Annotated in this window: 13 protein-coding genes; 9 read left to right on the forward strand and 4 right to left on the reverse strand. The window is 62.2% G+C overall.

Annotated features, from left to right (window positions below; translation table 11 throughout):
* Nucleotides 1-45: 45 nt before the first annotated feature.
* Both LDN90_RS02145 and purU read right to left on the reverse strand, forming a co-directional pair.
* On the reverse strand, nt 46-2,538 hold the full coding sequence (locus LDN90_RS02145) for an FAD-dependent oxidoreductase (RefSeq protein ID WP_216922227.1): 2,493 nt from the start codon (nt 2,536-2,538) through the stop codon (nt 46-48).
* 49 nt (nt 2,539-2,587) lie between these two features.
* Nucleotides 2,588-3,502 (reverse strand): formyltetrahydrofolate deformylase, encoded by a 915-nt coding sequence (gene purU, locus LDN90_RS02150; protein ID WP_223947737.1) that lies wholly within the window; start codon nt 3,500-3,502, stop codon nt 2,588-2,590.
* A gap of 121 nt (nt 3,503-3,623) precedes the next feature.
* Between purU and LDN90_RS02155 the strand changes: the two genes are divergently transcribed.
* From LDN90_RS02155 to LDN90_RS02175, 5 genes are all read left to right on the forward strand, one after another.
* Entirely contained in the window at nt 3,624-4,304 is a 681-nt protein-coding gene (locus tag LDN90_RS02155; RefSeq protein ID WP_223947738.1) for a GntR family transcriptional regulator, read from the forward strand.
* 232 nt (nt 4,305-4,536) lie between these two features.
* Nucleotides 4,537-5,385: a pyridoxal 5'-phosphate synthase lyase subunit PdxS gene (gene pdxS / locus LDN90_RS02160; RefSeq protein ID WP_275964097.1), complete on the forward strand. Its 849-nt coding sequence runs from the start codon at nt 4,537-4,539 to the stop codon at nt 5,383-5,385.
* 6 nt (nt 5,386-5,391) lie between these two features.
* Complete coding sequence (locus LDN90_RS02165; protein ID WP_216922220.1) at nt 5,392-5,616, forward strand: hypothetical protein; 225 nt, start codon at nt 5,392-5,394, stop codon at nt 5,614-5,616.
* 65 nt (nt 5,617-5,681) lie between these two features.
* Nucleotides 5,682-6,785 carry an S-(hydroxymethyl)mycothiol dehydrogenase gene (locus LDN90_RS02170; protein WP_216922217.1) on the forward strand — a complete coding sequence of 368 codons (1,104 nt, stop codon included), beginning with the start codon at nt 5,682-5,684 and terminating at the stop codon, nt 6,783-6,785.
* The gene (locus LDN90_RS02175; protein WP_223947739.1) at nt 6,785-7,408 is read left to right on the forward strand and encodes an MBL fold metallo-hydrolase; all 624 of its coding nucleotides are present in this window, start codon (nt 6,785-6,787) and stop codon (nt 7,406-7,408) included. Before LDN90_RS02170 ends, LDN90_RS02175 begins: the two co-directional genes overlap by 1 nt.
* A gap of 8 nt (nt 7,409-7,416) precedes the next feature.
* Here LDN90_RS02175 and LDN90_RS02180 read toward each other — a convergent pair whose 3' ends face one another.
* Nucleotides 7,417-8,709: a response regulator transcription factor family protein gene (locus tag LDN90_RS02180; RefSeq protein ID WP_223947740.1), complete on the reverse strand. Its 1,293-nt coding sequence runs from the start codon at nt 8,707-8,709 to the stop codon at nt 7,417-7,419.
* A gap of 148 nt (nt 8,710-8,857) precedes the next feature.
* Between LDN90_RS02180 and hxlB the strand changes: the two genes are divergently transcribed.
* Together hxlB and hxlA are read left to right on the forward strand one after the other, a co-directional pair.
* Nucleotides 8,858-9,448 carry a 6-phospho-3-hexuloisomerase gene (gene hxlB, locus LDN90_RS02185; RefSeq protein WP_216922211.1) on the forward strand — a complete coding sequence of 197 codons (591 nt, stop codon included), beginning with the start codon at nt 8,858-8,860 and terminating at the stop codon, nt 9,446-9,448.
* A 69-nt stretch (nt 9,449-9,517) separates the two neighbouring features.
* Nucleotides 9,518-10,141, forward strand: a complete 624-nt coding sequence (gene hxlA, locus LDN90_RS02190) for a 3-hexulose-6-phosphate synthase (protein ID WP_216922209.1) — start codon at nt 9,518-9,520, stop codon at nt 10,139-10,141.
* A 78-nt stretch (nt 10,142-10,219) separates the two neighbouring features.
* Here the strand turns inward: hxlA and LDN90_RS02195 are convergent, their stop codons facing one another.
* Entirely contained in the window at nt 10,220-12,379 is a 2,160-nt protein-coding gene (locus tag LDN90_RS02195) for a glycogen debranching N-terminal domain-containing protein (protein ID WP_223947741.1), read from the reverse strand.
* A 285-nt stretch (nt 12,380-12,664) separates the two neighbouring features.
* On the opposite strand from LDN90_RS02195, the gene LDN90_RS02200 reads away from it, so the two are divergent.
* Nucleotides 12,665-13,006 (forward strand): hypothetical protein, encoded by a 342-nt coding sequence (locus LDN90_RS02200; RefSeq protein WP_223947742.1) that lies wholly within the window; start codon nt 12,665-12,667, stop codon nt 13,004-13,006.
* A 93-nt stretch (nt 13,007-13,099) separates the two neighbouring features.
* Complete coding sequence (locus LDN90_RS02205) at nt 13,100-14,503, forward strand: deoxyribodipyrimidine photo-lyase (protein WP_223947743.1); 1,404 nt, start codon at nt 13,100-13,102, stop codon at nt 14,501-14,503.

Genomic DNA, 14,503 nt, shown 5'->3' on the forward strand with positions numbered 1-14,503 from the left:
AGGGGATGAGTCCGGGCCGCTGGCCAACCAAAGCGTCCGTCAGCCTTAGCCGCGGAGCCTGCTCATGGTGGGGTCGTACAGCGGGTCCTGGGTGACTGTCGCCTGGATACGGCGTCCGAAGTATTCGATCTCCACGGAATCACCAATCGAAACAGCGGCAGGAAGGTACGCGTACGCAATTGGCTTCTTCACCGAGTAGCCGTAGGCGGCGCTGGTGACGTAGCCGACCGCTTGGTCCTTGTAGAACACAGGTTCCTTGCCCAGTACCAGGCTGCGGCCGTCGTCGACCGTCAAGCAGCGCAAGCGCCGCGCAGAGCTTTCCTCAGTGCGTCCCTCAAGGGCGGCTTTGCCGACGAAGTTCTCCTTAGCCATCTTTACTGCGAAGCCGAGGCCTGCTTCGAAGGGGTCGTGCTCCGTGGTCATGTCACTGCCCCACGAGCGGTAGCCCTTTTCGAGGCGCAGTGCGCTAAAGGCGGCGCGTCCTGCGGCAATGACGCCGAACGGCTGGCCGGCCTTCCAGAGCGCATCCCACAGGCGCTGGCCGTTGTCCGCGCTGGTGTAAAGCTCCCAGCCCAGTTCACCAACGTAGGAAAGCCGCATGGCGGTAACGGTGACGCCGCCGATGGTGACCTGCTTGGAGCGGAAGTACTTCAGGCCGTCATTAGTGAAGTCGTCGCTGCTGGCGTTGCTCATGAGGTCGCGGGCCAGCGGACCCCACAGGCCGATGCAGCAAGTGCCACCGGTGGTGTCCCGAACCTGGACCCAATCGCCGGCGCTGCCGTTTTCAGTCTGGTGACGGGCAGCGCGCTCAAAGTAGGCGGTGTCAATGTTGCCATTGGCACCCAACTGGAACGTGTCCTCACTCAGGCGGGCCACGGTGATATCGCTTCGGATTCCACCGGCCTCATCCAGGAGCAGCGTGTAGGTGACCGCGCCGGGCTTCTTGGCCAGATCACCCGTGGTCAGTTCCTGCAGCAACTTCAGGGCACCGGGACCGGATACCTCAAGGCGCTTGAGGGGAGTCATGTCATACATGGCAACTGCGGTACGGGTCTTCCACGCCTCGGCTGCGGCGATGGGGGAGCTGAACATCCCGGACCAGGCGTCGCGGGCAGGCGGCTGCCACTCGTCAGGCATTTCCTTCAAAAGTTCAGCGTTGGCCTCGAACCAGTACGGGCGCTCCCATCCGCCACCCTCAAGGAAGTAGCCACCCAACTGCTTGTGCCGGGCATGGAAGGGGCTGACGCGAAGGTTGCGGGGGGAGAGCTTGGGCTGGAGCGGGTGCAGGACATCGTAGATTTCCACGAAGTTCTGCTGCGAAGTTTCGCTGACGTATTCAGGCGTCAGCTGGACTTCTTCGAAGCGGTGGATGTCGCAGTCTCCCAGGTCGATCTGCGACTTGCCGTCAACCAGTACCTCGGCAACGGCGCGGGCGATGCCGGCAGAGTGGGTGACCCACACGGCCTCGGCAACGAAGAAGCCGTCAACTTCCTTGGATTCGCCCACCAGGGAGCCGCCGTCCGGGGTGAAGGAGAAGATGCCGTTGAAGCCGTCTTCGATTTCGCTCTCACGCAGGGCCGGAAGGATCTGCTTGGTGGCTTCCCACGCCGGCAGGAAGTCCTCGAGCGTGAAGTCGAGGCGGGAGGGCATGTTGTGTTCGCTGATGCTGGAGGGCTCGTACTTGCCGAGTTCATCAAGATCCACGGGCATGGGGCGGTGGGCGTAGGAGCCAATACCGTAACGGTCACCGTGCTCGCGGTAGTAGAGGTCCTGGTCCTGATGGCGCAGGATCGGCAGCTGGGCGCCGTTGGGAAGTTCGTTCTTGCCCTTCTGGGCGGGAACCGGCGTCGTCTTTACATATTGGTGAGCCAGCGGCAGGAGCGGTACGGACATGCCGATCAATTCGCCGACCTTGGCGCCCCAGAAGCCGGCGCAGGAGACCACGATGTCCGCGGGGATGACGCCATCGGCGGTCTCGACGCCGGTCACGCGGCGGTTTGACTGCTCGATTCCAGTCACCTCGGTGTTGCCGATGTACTTCACGCCGGCGGCTTCAGTGCGCTTGATGAGCAACTGCACCGCGCGGGCTGCAAGCGCCAGGCCATCTGTGGGAACGTGAAGGCCACCAAGGATGTCTTCCTCGTTGATCAGGGGGTAGAGCTCCTTGCATTCCTCGCGGGAGAGGATCTTGCCGTCGATGCCCCACGACTGTGCGTAGCCGAGCTTGCGCTTCAGGTCAGCCAGGCGGGTCTCCGTAGTGGCGACTTCCAGGCCTCCCACCTGGTTGAAGCAGCTCTGGCCATCTTCGGTGAGGGAGAGCAGCTTTTCTACCGTGTACTTGGCGAACAGGGCCATGGACTTGGAAGGGTTCGTCTGGAACACCAGGCCCGGTGCGTGGGACGTGGACCCTCCGGGCATGTTCAGCGGCCCCTGATCCAGGACGGTGATGTTGTTCCAACCGCGGGTGACCAGTTCGTCGGCGAGGTTGGTGCCGACAATCCCAGCGCCGATGATGACAATGCGAGGCGTCGATGTCATGAAAGTTTCTCCTGCTGAAGTTCGTGTGTGTGGACGGTGGGAGGGTGGCTTACCGGAAAACCACTGTGCTGGTCTGATCCAGCAGCACGCGGTGTTCGCAGTGCCAGCGGACTGCCCTGGACAGTGCCAGGGCTTCGGCATCCTGGCCCACTGTTGAGAGTGCGTTGGGGCCATAGCTGTGGTCCACGCGGATGACTTCCTGCTCGATGATCGGGCCCTCGTCGAGGTCCGCGGTCACGTAGTGCGCGGTTGCTCCAACGAGCTTCACGCCACGGTCATAGGCCTGGTGGTAGGGGCGGGCGCCCTTGAATCCAGGCAGGAACGAGTGGTGGATATTGATGGCCCGGCCCTCGAGGGAGCGGCACAGGTTATCGGAGAGTACCTGCATGTAGCGGGCGAGCACCACCAGGTCGGCCTTGTATTCATCCACGAGTTCCAGGAGCTTTTGCTCCGCCTCGGCCTTGGTGTCAGGGGTGACCGGGATGTGGATGAAGGGCAGTCCGGCTGCCTCGGCCATGGCGCGGTGGGTTTCGTGGTTGGAAACGACAGCTACGAGGTCTCCACCCAGGCTGCCGCCGCGCCACCGGAAGATGAGATCGTTAAGGCAGTGTCCAAACTTGGACACCATGACCAGCACGCGCTTCTTGGTCTGGTCATGGAAGCTGAATTTCATGTCGAAGCGGTCAGCTATTGCACTGAACTCTTCCTCAAGCCGGTCCGCCGAGTATTCGGGGGAGCCGGAAAAGGCGGTGCGAAGGTGCAGCGTCTGGCGGATGCCGTCGTCGAACTGCTGGTGTTCGTCAATGTTGAAGCCGCGCTCAAACAGGAAGGTTGTGACCGCCTGCACGATTCCGGCGCGTTCGACGCACGACAATGTGAGTACGAACTTCTGTGCCTGCTCGTCTTTGAGCTCCGCGGGCTGCGGCAGGGTGCTTGTTGGTGAGTCTGTCGCCACGAGGGTCATGTCTCCTCCTTTAGATATATTCTTGGGTCCTGTACTGATATATTAGGATTGAGAAACAGCGTATACTGGTCTCAAGGACAGGTCAATAGGTTTTTCGGGAACTGCGGAAGGGGCTGGCACTGTGGCATTCGGAACTCTGGCAATCGCGGAGGACACCAGTAGGAAATCCTTGGCCGACGTCGCGTATGAGCGCTTGCGCGATCGGCTTTTGATGCTGGAGATCAAGCCCGGGGACCTCCTCAATGATGAACAGCTGGCGAAGGACCTCGGGATCGGGCGCACTCCGGTGCGCGAAGCCTTGAAGCGGTTGGAACTGGACCGCCTCGTGGTCACCTATCCGCGCCGTGGAACATTTGCCACCCGGGTTGAGGTAACGGACTTGGCCTTTATTTCCGAGATCCGCACGCAACTGGAGCCGCTGGCGGCAGCACGCGCGGCGCGGGTGGCTTCTGCGGCTACGAGGGAGCACCTGCGGGACGTCATGAAGGCCGTGGAGGCCTTTGACGTGGCCGGCGCGTCGGTTGTGGAAACCCTGCGCCTGGACGCCAGCGTCCATCAGGGCATCTACTCGGCCGCCGCGAATCCTCATCTCGAGGATGTCCTGATCCGCTATGACAACCTTGCCACCCGAATTTGGTGCATGGTCCTGGATCGACTGCCGGACCTCGAGCATCACGTCCGCGAACACCTGGACCTCCTGCGCGCGGTCATTGATGGTGACGAGGAAAAAGCCGCGGAGTTGGCAAAGGAGCACGTCACGGGCTTTGAGCACGCCGTCCGCACGGCACTCTTCGCCGCCTAGGAATTTGCCTCGCGTTATGGCGGGATTGACTCCCCGCTTCGGCGATTGCATACTGAACTCTAACTAATATATCACCCGGATATCAGGCGTCTCCTGGCTCATAGCCGGGCGTGCAGTTCCGGGCGCTTGTGATGAAATCGCAGGCTTCAGTCCCTTGGAGTATCACGTGACCTTTAGACCACGCCCTTTCGAACCCATCACGCTAACTGGCTCCGGCCGCGTTAAGCGGGGTATGGCGGAGATGCTCAAGGGCGGCGTCATCATGGACGTCGTCAATGCCGAGCAGGCCCGCATCGCCGAGGACGCCGGTGCCGTAGCCGTCATGGCGCTCGAGCGCGTACCCGCCGATATCCGCGCCCAGGGCGGCGTGTCCCGCATGTCCGATCCGGACATGATCGATCAGATCATCGGCGCCGTGTCCATCCCGGTCATGGCCAAGGCCCGCATCGGCCACTTCGTCGAAGCCCAGGTCCTGCAGGCCTTGGGTGTGGACTACATCGACGAGTCCGAGGTCCTGACCCCGGCCGACTACGTGAACCACATCGACAAGTGGAACTTCACCGTCCCGTTCGTCTGTGGCGCCACCAACCTTGGTGAGGCGCTGCGCCGCATCAACGAAGGCGCGGCAATGATCCGTTCCAAGGGCGAAGCCGGCACCGGGGATGTTTCCAACGCCACCGGCCACATGCGCCAAATCCGCGCCGAGATCGCCAAGCTCGCAGCCCTTCCCGAGGACGAGCTGTATGTTGCGGCGAAGGAACTGCAGGCCCCGTACGAACTCGTCAAGGAAGTAGCCGCCACCGGCAAGCTCCCGGTGGTGCTGTTCACCGCTGGTGGCATCGCGACCCCGGCTGACGCTGCGATGATGATGCAGCTCGGCGCGGACGGCGTGTTCGTAGGTTCCGGTATCTTCAAGTCCGGCAACCCCGCAGAGCGCGCTGCCGCCGTCGTGAAGGCCACCGCCTACTACGACGATCCCGACGTCATCGCCAAGGTCTCCCGCGGCCTGGGCGAAGCCATGGTCGGCATCAACGTCGACGAAATCCCGCAGCCCCACCGCCTGGCAGAACGCGGCTGGTGACGTGCGATGTTGGGGGCGAAGCCGGACAGGACAATCACCGGGCGCGGCCTGCGCAAGGACTGGGCACAGTTAACAGGCCATACAGTGGAGGTCTGGCTCTCGGACGACCTTGTCATGACCGGCGTGGTGGAGCAGGCGTCCGACGACGACTCCGTCCTTTGGATCGCAGCTGCCGGTGCATCCACAAGGAGGCTGTTCGATAAGTCAACCGGTTATCAGGTCTGGGTGTGATGATTGTCGTCCTTGCCTGATCCAAACTACTGTCAGTTCTCTGCGACCCGAGAAAGGAACCGATTGTGGTTCATAAAGTAAAAGCTGTCATCGCGAAGGAAAAGAACGCTCCGGTTACTTTGGAGACCATCCTGGTACCGGATCCAGGGCCGGGTGAGGCGCTGGTGGATATCCTCACCTGCGGTGTGTGCCACACGGATCTGCACTACCAGCAGGGCGGCATCTCGGACGATTTCCCGTTCCTTCTCGGCCACGAGGCCACAGGCGTGGTCAGCGCGGTGGGCCCGGATGTCACGGACGTCGCCCCCGGCGATAGGGTCATCCTGAACTGGCGTGCGGTGTGCGGTCAATGTCGTGCCTGTGCCAAGGGCCAGCCGCAGTACTGCTTCAACACCCACAACGCCACGCAGAAGATGACGCTGGAGGATGGCACCGAGCTTTCGCCCGCACTGGGAATTGGCGCCTTCGCCGAGAAGACCCTCGTGGCCGCGGGTCAATGCACCAAGGTAGATGATTCGGTGGATCCTGCTGCAGTAGGTCTGCTGGGATGCGGCGTGATGGCCGGCATCGGTGCGGCCATCAATACCGGTGAGGTCAAGCGCGGCGAGTCCGTGGCCGTCATCGGGTGCGGTGGCGTAGGCATTGCCGCGATCGCCGGCGCCAAGCTGGCCGGTGCCACTACCATCATTGCCGTGGATATCGATGCCAACAAGGTGGACATGGCCAAGTCCCTGGGAGCCACCCACGGAGTGAACTCCAGCATCGAGGATCCCGTAGAAGCTATCCGGGCCCTGACGGGAGGCAACGGCGCAGACCTGGTGATTGACGCCGTCGGACGTCCCGAAACGTACAAGCAGGCTTTCTATGCCCGCGACCTCGCAGGCCGCGTTGTCCTGGTTGGCGTCCCTTCGCCCACCGCCACACTGGAGCTGCCGCTACTGGATGTCTTCGGCCGCGGCGGTTCCTTGAAGTCCTCCTGGTACGGCGACTGCCTGCCTTCCCGCGACTTCCCGATGCTGGTGGAGCACTACAAGCAAGGCAACCTGAACCTGGACGCCTTCGTGACAGAACGCATCACGATCGACCAGGTCGAGGAAGCCTTCGCCCGGATGCAGGAGGGCAAAGTCCTTCGCTCCGTCGTGGAAATCGAGCCGGCGGTGGCGCTCTGATGGCCGTCACCGTACAGAACCGGGTCACCTCCGGAACGTTTTCGCTCGACGGCGGAACCTGGGACGTGGACAACAACGTCTGGATTGTTGGGGATGAGCAGGAATGCGTCATCATCGATGCCCCGCACGATGCCCGGGCAATCATCGAGCAGGTGCAGGGCCGCAGAGTCCTGGCCATCCTGCTGACCCACGCCCACAATGACCATATTGGGGCCGTGCGGGAGGTTGCTGACGCGGTTCAAGCACCCATCTACCTGCATCCCGAGGACCTGGTTTTGTGGGAGCAGGTCTATCCGGACACCACGCCGGACAGGTACCTCAGCGACGGCGACATTTTCACTGTCGCGGGAGCTGAATTGCGGGCCATCCACACACCGGGCCACTCGCCGGGGTCCACGTGCTTCCTGCTGGAGGAACAGGACACGGTCTTCACCGGAGACACCCTGTTCAACGGTGGTCCGGGAGCAACCGGGCGGTCCTACAGCGATTACCCCACCATCCTGGCATCCATCCGGGAACGGCTGCTGACCCTTCCCGCTCACACGGTGGTGCGCACCGGGCATGGGGACAACACCACCATCGGAGCCGAGCGCGAGACGCTGGCCCTTCTAAAGCAGGACTAAGCGGCCGACTACCGGAGTCCCGCACTGTGCGCCAAAGCGATGGCCTCAGTGCGGGACCGGACGTCGAGCTTCCGGAAGAGGTTCCGGATATGAAATTTCACAGTATTTTCGCTGACATTCAGTTCAGCGGCGATGGCCCGGTTACGTTGGCCGGCCGCCAGTAATTGCAGGACTTCCAGCTCCCTTGCCGCAAGGCCCCAAGCCGCCACATCCCCTGCCGGTGCCGAAGGCGGATCCAGCGGCAACACCACCGAAATGTCGGCTCCCCAGCCCTGCATGACGTCCAGGCTCATCCTGCCGTTAACAGCTTGCACGCGTTGGCGCAGGCGTTCGATGTTGGGAGCCTCGGGGGATAGCTCGCCCCTGCCGTCGTCACGGACGTTGATGAGCAGGTTCTCGCCATCGCAGTCCCACTGTGCCCGGACACGATGCACGTCAGGTTGCTCGGCGATGGCCAGGACCAGGCCCCGAACCACGGCGCGGGCGGCGTGGGCTACTTCCCCCGGCAATGCCCTGCCGTTCGCAGGCGGTTCGATGAACTGGATATCGATGTTGCTGAAGTGCATCAGGGGACGGAGGTCCTCGCGAAGCCTTTCGAACGCCGTGCTGACCGGTTCCTCCACAAGATCGCTGGTGCGGTCGTTCAAGGTCCGCAGGCTGATCAGGGCCTTGACGGTCATGTCCGTGACGGCCGTACGGGCTGCGTGGTCGTCCATGGAGTTGGACCTCAACGCCGCGAGCACAGTTTCCAATGTGGTGGAGTGCTGATCCACCAACTCTGCGGTTACGCGGATCCGCTCCGCTGATGCGGCGCGGGATTCCAGAAGGTACGACGGCGGCGCGTCAGAGACCTTCTCCTGGATACGGGCCGCTGTGAGTCGCCAAAGGTAGGAGAGGACACGCTCGGCATCTTCTGACTGGCCTTCCCCAGGATCGGTGAGGACCAGGAGTGCGTTGCTCGGCGCGTAGCCCAAGGCCAGTACCTCCCGCTCTTTCCCCGCGATAACAGCCTTGGCCCGCCACGGGTCCCCGCCTGGAATCGCGGCCCTTACGCGGTCCAGTTCCGGGATGGAAACCCTGCTGACAATGCTTTCCTCGCCCGCCTTCTTTTGCGGGCGGCCCGTGCAGTCCTCGGTAAATATCACCAGGGCGCTGGACTTGATGAAGGGTGCAAGGGCAGTACGCAGGCTCTCTGCAATACGCATCAGGGGTGCCTGCGCGATGTCTGCGATGGCGTCCAGAAGTTGCCACGGAAGGGCCCCGGTATCCGGGCGGCGTTTGCTCTCTGTCAGCTGGGTCATGGATGCAGCCTAAACGAAGTGACGCCACGTTAACTACCCAAAAGGGTGGTATGAACTGCTCGTTTTCGGCGTTCCCCCTACCCGAACTGCCCGGAAGACTTGTCTATAGGCCCGAAAGGCTTGAGCACCTATCCACGAAGGAGTGAATGTGAACGTCACCGCAGAAACAGCAACTGCCACGAGCGCGGACGTAGCCGGCAATGTATCTCTGATCCTCGGCGAAGTCGCTGACACTACCTCTGGCATTGACTACGCTCAGTTGGCCCATCTTGCGGACAGGATCAAGGGGGCTGGGCGTGTGTTCCTTGCAGGAGCCGGGCGTAGCGGCCTGGTCCTCAGGATGGCGGCAATGAGGCTGATGCACCTGGGCCTGACCGTCCACGTTGCCGGGGACACCACCACGCCAGCCATCAGTTCCGGAGACCTTCTGGTGGTCGCGTCCGGTTCAGGTACGACGTCCGGTGTGGTCAAAGCTGCCCAAACCGCACTTGAAGCAGGTGCACAGGTTGCTGCCATCACCACCAATGCCTCCTCGCCCTTGGCGGGGCTGGCCGACGCCGTGGTGATTATCCCGGCGGCCCAAAAGACGGACCACGGTTCAAACATTTCGCGCCAGTACTCCGGCAGCCTCTTTGAGCAGGCGCTGTTCCTTGCCACGGAGTCGGTTTTCCAGACCCTTTGGGACGCCGCCGACGAACCCGCCGAACAGCTCTGGCTGCGTCACGCCAACCTCGAGTAAGCCCAACCGCTACCTACTTGAGACCGCACCAACTCACCAACAACCCACAAAGAAAGTAAGAACAACACTATGAAACTTCAAGTCGCACTGGACCTCCTCACCACCGAGGCAGCCCTGGAACTGGCCGGCAAAGTAGCCGAGCACGTCGACATCATCGAGCTGGGCACGCCGCTGATCAAGGCAGAGGGCCTCTCCGCAGTGACCGCGATCAAGGAAGCACACCCCAGCAAGATCGTCTTCGCCGACATGAAGACCATGGACGCTGGAGAACTCGAAGCCGACATCGCCTTCAAGGCCGGCGCCGACCTCGTCTCAGTGCTCGGAACGGCGGATGACTCCACCATTGCAGGTGCAGTCAAGGCAGCCCAGACGCACAACAAGGGCATCGTGGTAGACCTGATCGGCGTTGCTGACAAGGTCACCCGTGCAAAGGAAGCCCGCGCTCTCGGGGCCAAGTTCATCGAGTTCCACGCTGGCCTGGACGAGCAAGCCCAGCCTGGCTTCGACCTTCGCGGCCTCCTTAATGCCGGCGAACAAGCCCGCGTACCGTTTTCGGTTGCAGGCGGCGTCAACGCCTCCACCATCCAGGCCGTGCAGTTGGCCGGTGCCGACGTAGCCGTGGCCGGTAGCGCCATCTACAGCGCCCTTGATCCGGAACTGGCCGCCAAGGAACTCAAAGCAGCCATCCAGTAAGGCCTTCAGCCCAATAACGGTCGCCGCCCGGAAGATACCCCTCAAGGGGTACTTTTCCGGGCGGCTCCTTTTTGGGGCTCAGTTATCCGGCTTCCTAAGGTGCGCCTCTTCTATGAGGTCGGTGAGCCATGGCCGCTGCCGGCGATGAACCGTGAGACCTTCCGGGATGCCGTGGACAGCAGCATCCGTTCCTGAGGCATCAATCGTGATCCGTGCATTTCCCATGGGGGCGTTGCTGATGTGGAGGTCCCCGAAGGACGACGGCAGCACGGGGTCAAGCCAAATACCGCCCAAGGAAATGTGGGTGTCGTAGCGCATCAGGCTTGTCACCAGGTGGATGGGGGTAGTGGCAGCCCATGCCTGGGGTGAGCAGGCGGTTGGATAGGGGACTGGTTCTGTGAACTGTGAGCGATCAAAGCCGCAGAACAACTCGGGGAGCCTGCCACCGGAATACTCCGCCGCTTCCAGCAACGCGGTTGCGATGCGCTGTGCTTCCTCTATGTAACCGTAGCGGAGGAGGCCGGACATGATGATGGCGTTGTCATGCGGCCACACCGAGCCATTGTGGTAGCTGGCAGGGTTGTACGCGCCCATGTTGCTTGCCAGTGTCCGCACTCCCCAGCCGCTGAACATCTCGGGAGACATCAGGTGTTCCACCACAGAGGGGACCTTGTCCTCGTCAAGCAGGCCAAACCACAGGCAGTGCCCCATATTGGAGGCGCAGGCATCCACCGGCCGCTTATCGCGATCCAGTGCCACGGCGTAATAGCCTTTGTCAGGAAGCCAGAATTGCTCGTTGAACCTCCGTTTCAGGTCATCGGCGCGTTCGCGCATTTCCTCGGCCAAGGTGAAGTCTCCGTCGTCGTACGCGATCCAGGACCGTGCCACATAGGCGCCGTGCACGTAGGCCTGGACCTCGCAGAGCGCAAGCGGCGGTTCGGCGATGGTGCCGTCTGCGAAGTTGATGCCGTCCCAGGAATCCTTCCAACCCTGGTTGATGAGCCCGTGTTCGTTAGGCCGCGCGTACTCAACAAAGCCGTCCCCATCCCGGTCACCGTAGTCGCGGATCCAGGCAAGAGCGCGGTCCGCGTTTGGAAGCAGGGCGGAAATGGTTTCCTTGCCGAAGCCCCAACGGCTGACCGAACCCAGGACAATCACAAACAGCGGTGTGGCATCAACGCTGCCGTAGTACGCTGACTGGCCGCCCATGGCCAAGCCGCTGGTGACGTCGAGCCGGACTTCGTGCAGGATCTTCCCCGGCTCTTCTTCGGTTTCCGTATTCACCACGCTGCCTTGCCGGTCAGCCAAGGTCCGGAGCGTACCCAAAGCCAGTGATGGGTCCACTGGCAGGGCCATTTCTGAAGCCCAGAGCGAGTCACGGCCAAACAACGTCATGAACCAGGGGGCGCCGGCCGCCACCACCACCCTGTCGGGATGTTCCGGGTCCTGGATCCGGAGGGCGCCGAGGTCTTCATAGCTTCGGCGCAGCGTGCTTTCGATGGAGTGGTTGCTGATCTGCAACGCAGGGATCCTGGCCACCCACTCCTGCCTCCGCCTGTCGCTGGGGGAGAGCTCGCCCTGGCTTGGATGCGTGAAGGGCACCGGCGTCCCGGCCCCATCAACGGTGGGCACTACGCTCACGCGGGTACTCCAGCTCCCGAAAGGTGGAATCTTCGCGGTGAAGCCCAAAGCCTTTGCGCCCGCGCCGGCACCTTCGGCCTGGATCACGACGCTTTTTCGAATCCCCTCCCATTTGCCGCGAATTTCCAAGGAGTTGCCTTCGGGCAGCCGGGTCTCTGTCCATTGACGGGTGATCCGGGCTTCCTTCACCTCAAAGAGGTCCGCGAAATCAGACTCGACCGTCAGCAAGATTCGGCAATCCGCCGCTTTGGTGGAGTAATTCCGGACTGTGATCTTCTCCAGGATTCCGGCCCCGACCTCGCGCAGCCGCTCCACCAGCAGCGGACTGTCCGCATATCCATCGGAACGGGGCACCCGGCAGGCAAAGAGCGCCCGGTAGGGTTCCTTGGTTTCCGCGGCCAGTGGCTCAAGCGGTTGTCCGTTGACCGTCAATTCCCATTTGGACAGGATCCGGGTGTCGAGATGGAAGACACCCTGCGGTAGCTCCGGGCGGATGTCTCCATTGGCAGCAGAAATGCAGAATGACGAGCCCTCCACCAGCGTGACCGTGCCGGAACCAAGGGGCCCGGCGGCAGTATCGGCATTCCATCCAGCCACGTCTGTGCCTCCAATCAGGGTGGAACGATGCCCCCGCAAACCGTTTGCCAGGCTCGCCTGGAGCCGCGCGCAGACGTTATGTGTGGACGTATCCGAAGCTACGCCGATGCGGCGGTGGGCACCAGAGGTCCGAAGGTCCGTTTGACCGTGTCGCCGCAGAATGCAATCCAGCGTTAACCTACTTTCCGGTACGGGAGAACCTCAGGAGGGCTATAGTGAGGGAACAGGACATTCGCTGATGCAGCCCGGCGGCCCCTTTTTTCTTCCGCCACCGGAGGCCCCGCAATGACCGACACCCAAATCAGTAGTTTTCTGAGTGACTGTGTGGTGTTTGATGACGACACCGAGGAGGGCTTGGACTTTGACACCCTCTACGGCCTCTATATCAGTTGGTGCGTCCTTGGACGCAAAGTACCCATTCCTGATTCCGCTTTCAGGACCGCCCTTGAACTTGAAGGACTGCGTGCCAGGAAAGATCATGGCCAGCGCATCTACCCCGGACTGAACATGGTAGGCCCCGCAGCCAGGGACTACGTGATGAACAGCGTTCCCGTCTGGACTGAAACTGAGGCCAGCGTGACAGACTTGACCCAAATAGACGAACGCTCGGTTCCTTCCCTGAGTTAAGCGCTCTGAGTTCCGAGTTTGTTGTTAGCTGATGCCCTTAGGATGCCTTCCTAGGGGCATCAGCTGTATAGAAACTCGAAAGAGAGTAGTAACTTGAAGCCGTCCATCATCTGGTTCCGCGACGACCTGAGGATTAGGGACAACCCTGCCTTGCGTGCCGCCGTCGATGATGGTGCGGCGGTGGCCCTGTACATCCTGGACGAAGAATCGCCCGGCATCCGGCCCCTCGGCGGTGCCGCGCGGTGGTGGCTGCACCACTCGCTGACCGCTCTTCAGGACGATCTTGCGGCGCTCGGAGTACCGCTGCTATTTCGCCGTGGATCCGCTGCTCCTATCGTTCAGGAAATCACGACGGCGATCGGCGCCGGCGCGCTGTTCTGGAACCGCCGGTACGGCGTGGCAGAGCGGACCGTCGACGCCGGCATCAAGGCCTGGGCGCGCGACGCCGGCATGCACGTGGAGAGTTTTCAAGCGTCCCTGCTTCATGAGCCGTGGGAGGTAACCACCAAGACGGGCGGGCCGTACAAAGTTTTCACCCCATTCTGGCGGACTGTCTCAGCCCAGGACTTTCGGGACCCGTTGGCAGTGCCGGACGAAGGGCGAGGCTACGCTGGCACGTTGCCGGCCCATGACGAGCTGGCGTCATGGCACCTGCTGCCCACCACCCCGGACTGGTCCGCAGGGTTGCGGGAGGCATGGACGCCCGGATCGGCTGCCGGACACCAACGGCTCAAGGAATTCGTGGCGGGTGGACTCACCAATTACGACGAAGGCCGAAATCGCCCGGACATCGATGGCAGCAGCTGCCTCTCACCGTACCTGCGGTGGGGTGAGCTCAGCCCGTTTGAGGTATGGCACGCGCTGGCTTCCAACAGGTCGGAGAGCACAAGTATTTTCGCCTCCGAGCTCGGCTGGCGCGAATTCTGTTGGCACCAGTACTTCCACAACGCGGATCTTGCCACAGCGAACCTGCGCAAGGAGTTTGACCGCTTCCCCTGGGCTTGGCCCAATGACGATGGCGGTGGTTCCCGCCCCGCTAACGCGCACACCGGTCACGAGTCTGCCGCCGAGGAGCTTCGAGCCTGGCAGCGGGGACGCACGGGTTTCCCTCTGGTCGACGCCGGGCAGCGCCAGCTTTGGCAGATGGGTTGGATGCATAACCGGGTCAGGATGATCGCGGCGAGCTTCCTGGTGAAGAACCTGGGCATCCATTGGCAACTCGGCGAGCAGTGGTTCTGGGACACGCTGGTGGACGCTGATCCGGCGTCCAACCCTGCCAACTGGCAGTGGGTGGCGGGCTCAGGGGCGGATGCTTCGCCGTTCTTCAGGATCTTCAATCCAGAGGCCCAGCGCATCAAGTTCGATCCCCAGGGAAAGTACATAGCCCGCTGGATCCCGGAGTTCGGCACGCCGGATTACCCGGAGGAAATCGTGGATCTCAAGACCACCCGGCAGGATGCCCTAGCGGCCTACAAGGGACTCAAAGAGGTGCACTAG

Source organism: Arthrobacter sp. NtRootA1, assembly GCF_019976975.1.
Taxonomy (GTDB): Bacteria; Actinomycetota; Actinomycetes; order Actinomycetales; family Micrococcaceae; genus Arthrobacter; species Arthrobacter aromaticivorans.

Coding starts and splice junctions, on each gene's coding strand:
- purU (WP_223947737.1), bottom strand. CDS start 3,502: ATGACCCTCGTGGCGACAGACTCACCAACAAGCACCCTGCCGCAGCCC.
- LDN90_RS02165 (WP_216922220.1), top strand. CDS start 5,392: ATGTTGGGGGCGAAGCCGGACAGGACAATCACCGGGCGCGGCCTGCGC.
- pdxS (WP_275964097.1), top strand. CDS start 4,537: ATGGCGGAGATGCTCAAGGGCGGCGTCATCATGGACGTCGTCAATGCC.
- LDN90_RS02200 (WP_223947742.1), top strand. CDS start 12,665: ATGACCGACACCCAAATCAGTAGTTTTCTGAGTGACTGTGTGGTGTTT.
- hxlA (WP_216922209.1), top strand. CDS start 9,518: ATGAAACTTCAAGTCGCACTGGACCTCCTCACCACCGAGGCAGCCCTG.
- LDN90_RS02180 (WP_223947740.1), bottom strand. CDS start 8,709: ATGACCCAGCTGACAGAGAGCAAACGCCGCCCGGATACCGGGGCCCTT.
- LDN90_RS02145 (WP_216922227.1), bottom strand. CDS start 2,538: ATGACATCGACGCCTCGCATTGTCATCATCGGCGCTGGGATTGTCGGC.
- LDN90_RS02175 (WP_223947739.1), top strand. CDS start 6,785: ATGGCCGTCACCGTACAGAACCGGGTCACCTCCGGAACGTTTTCGCTC.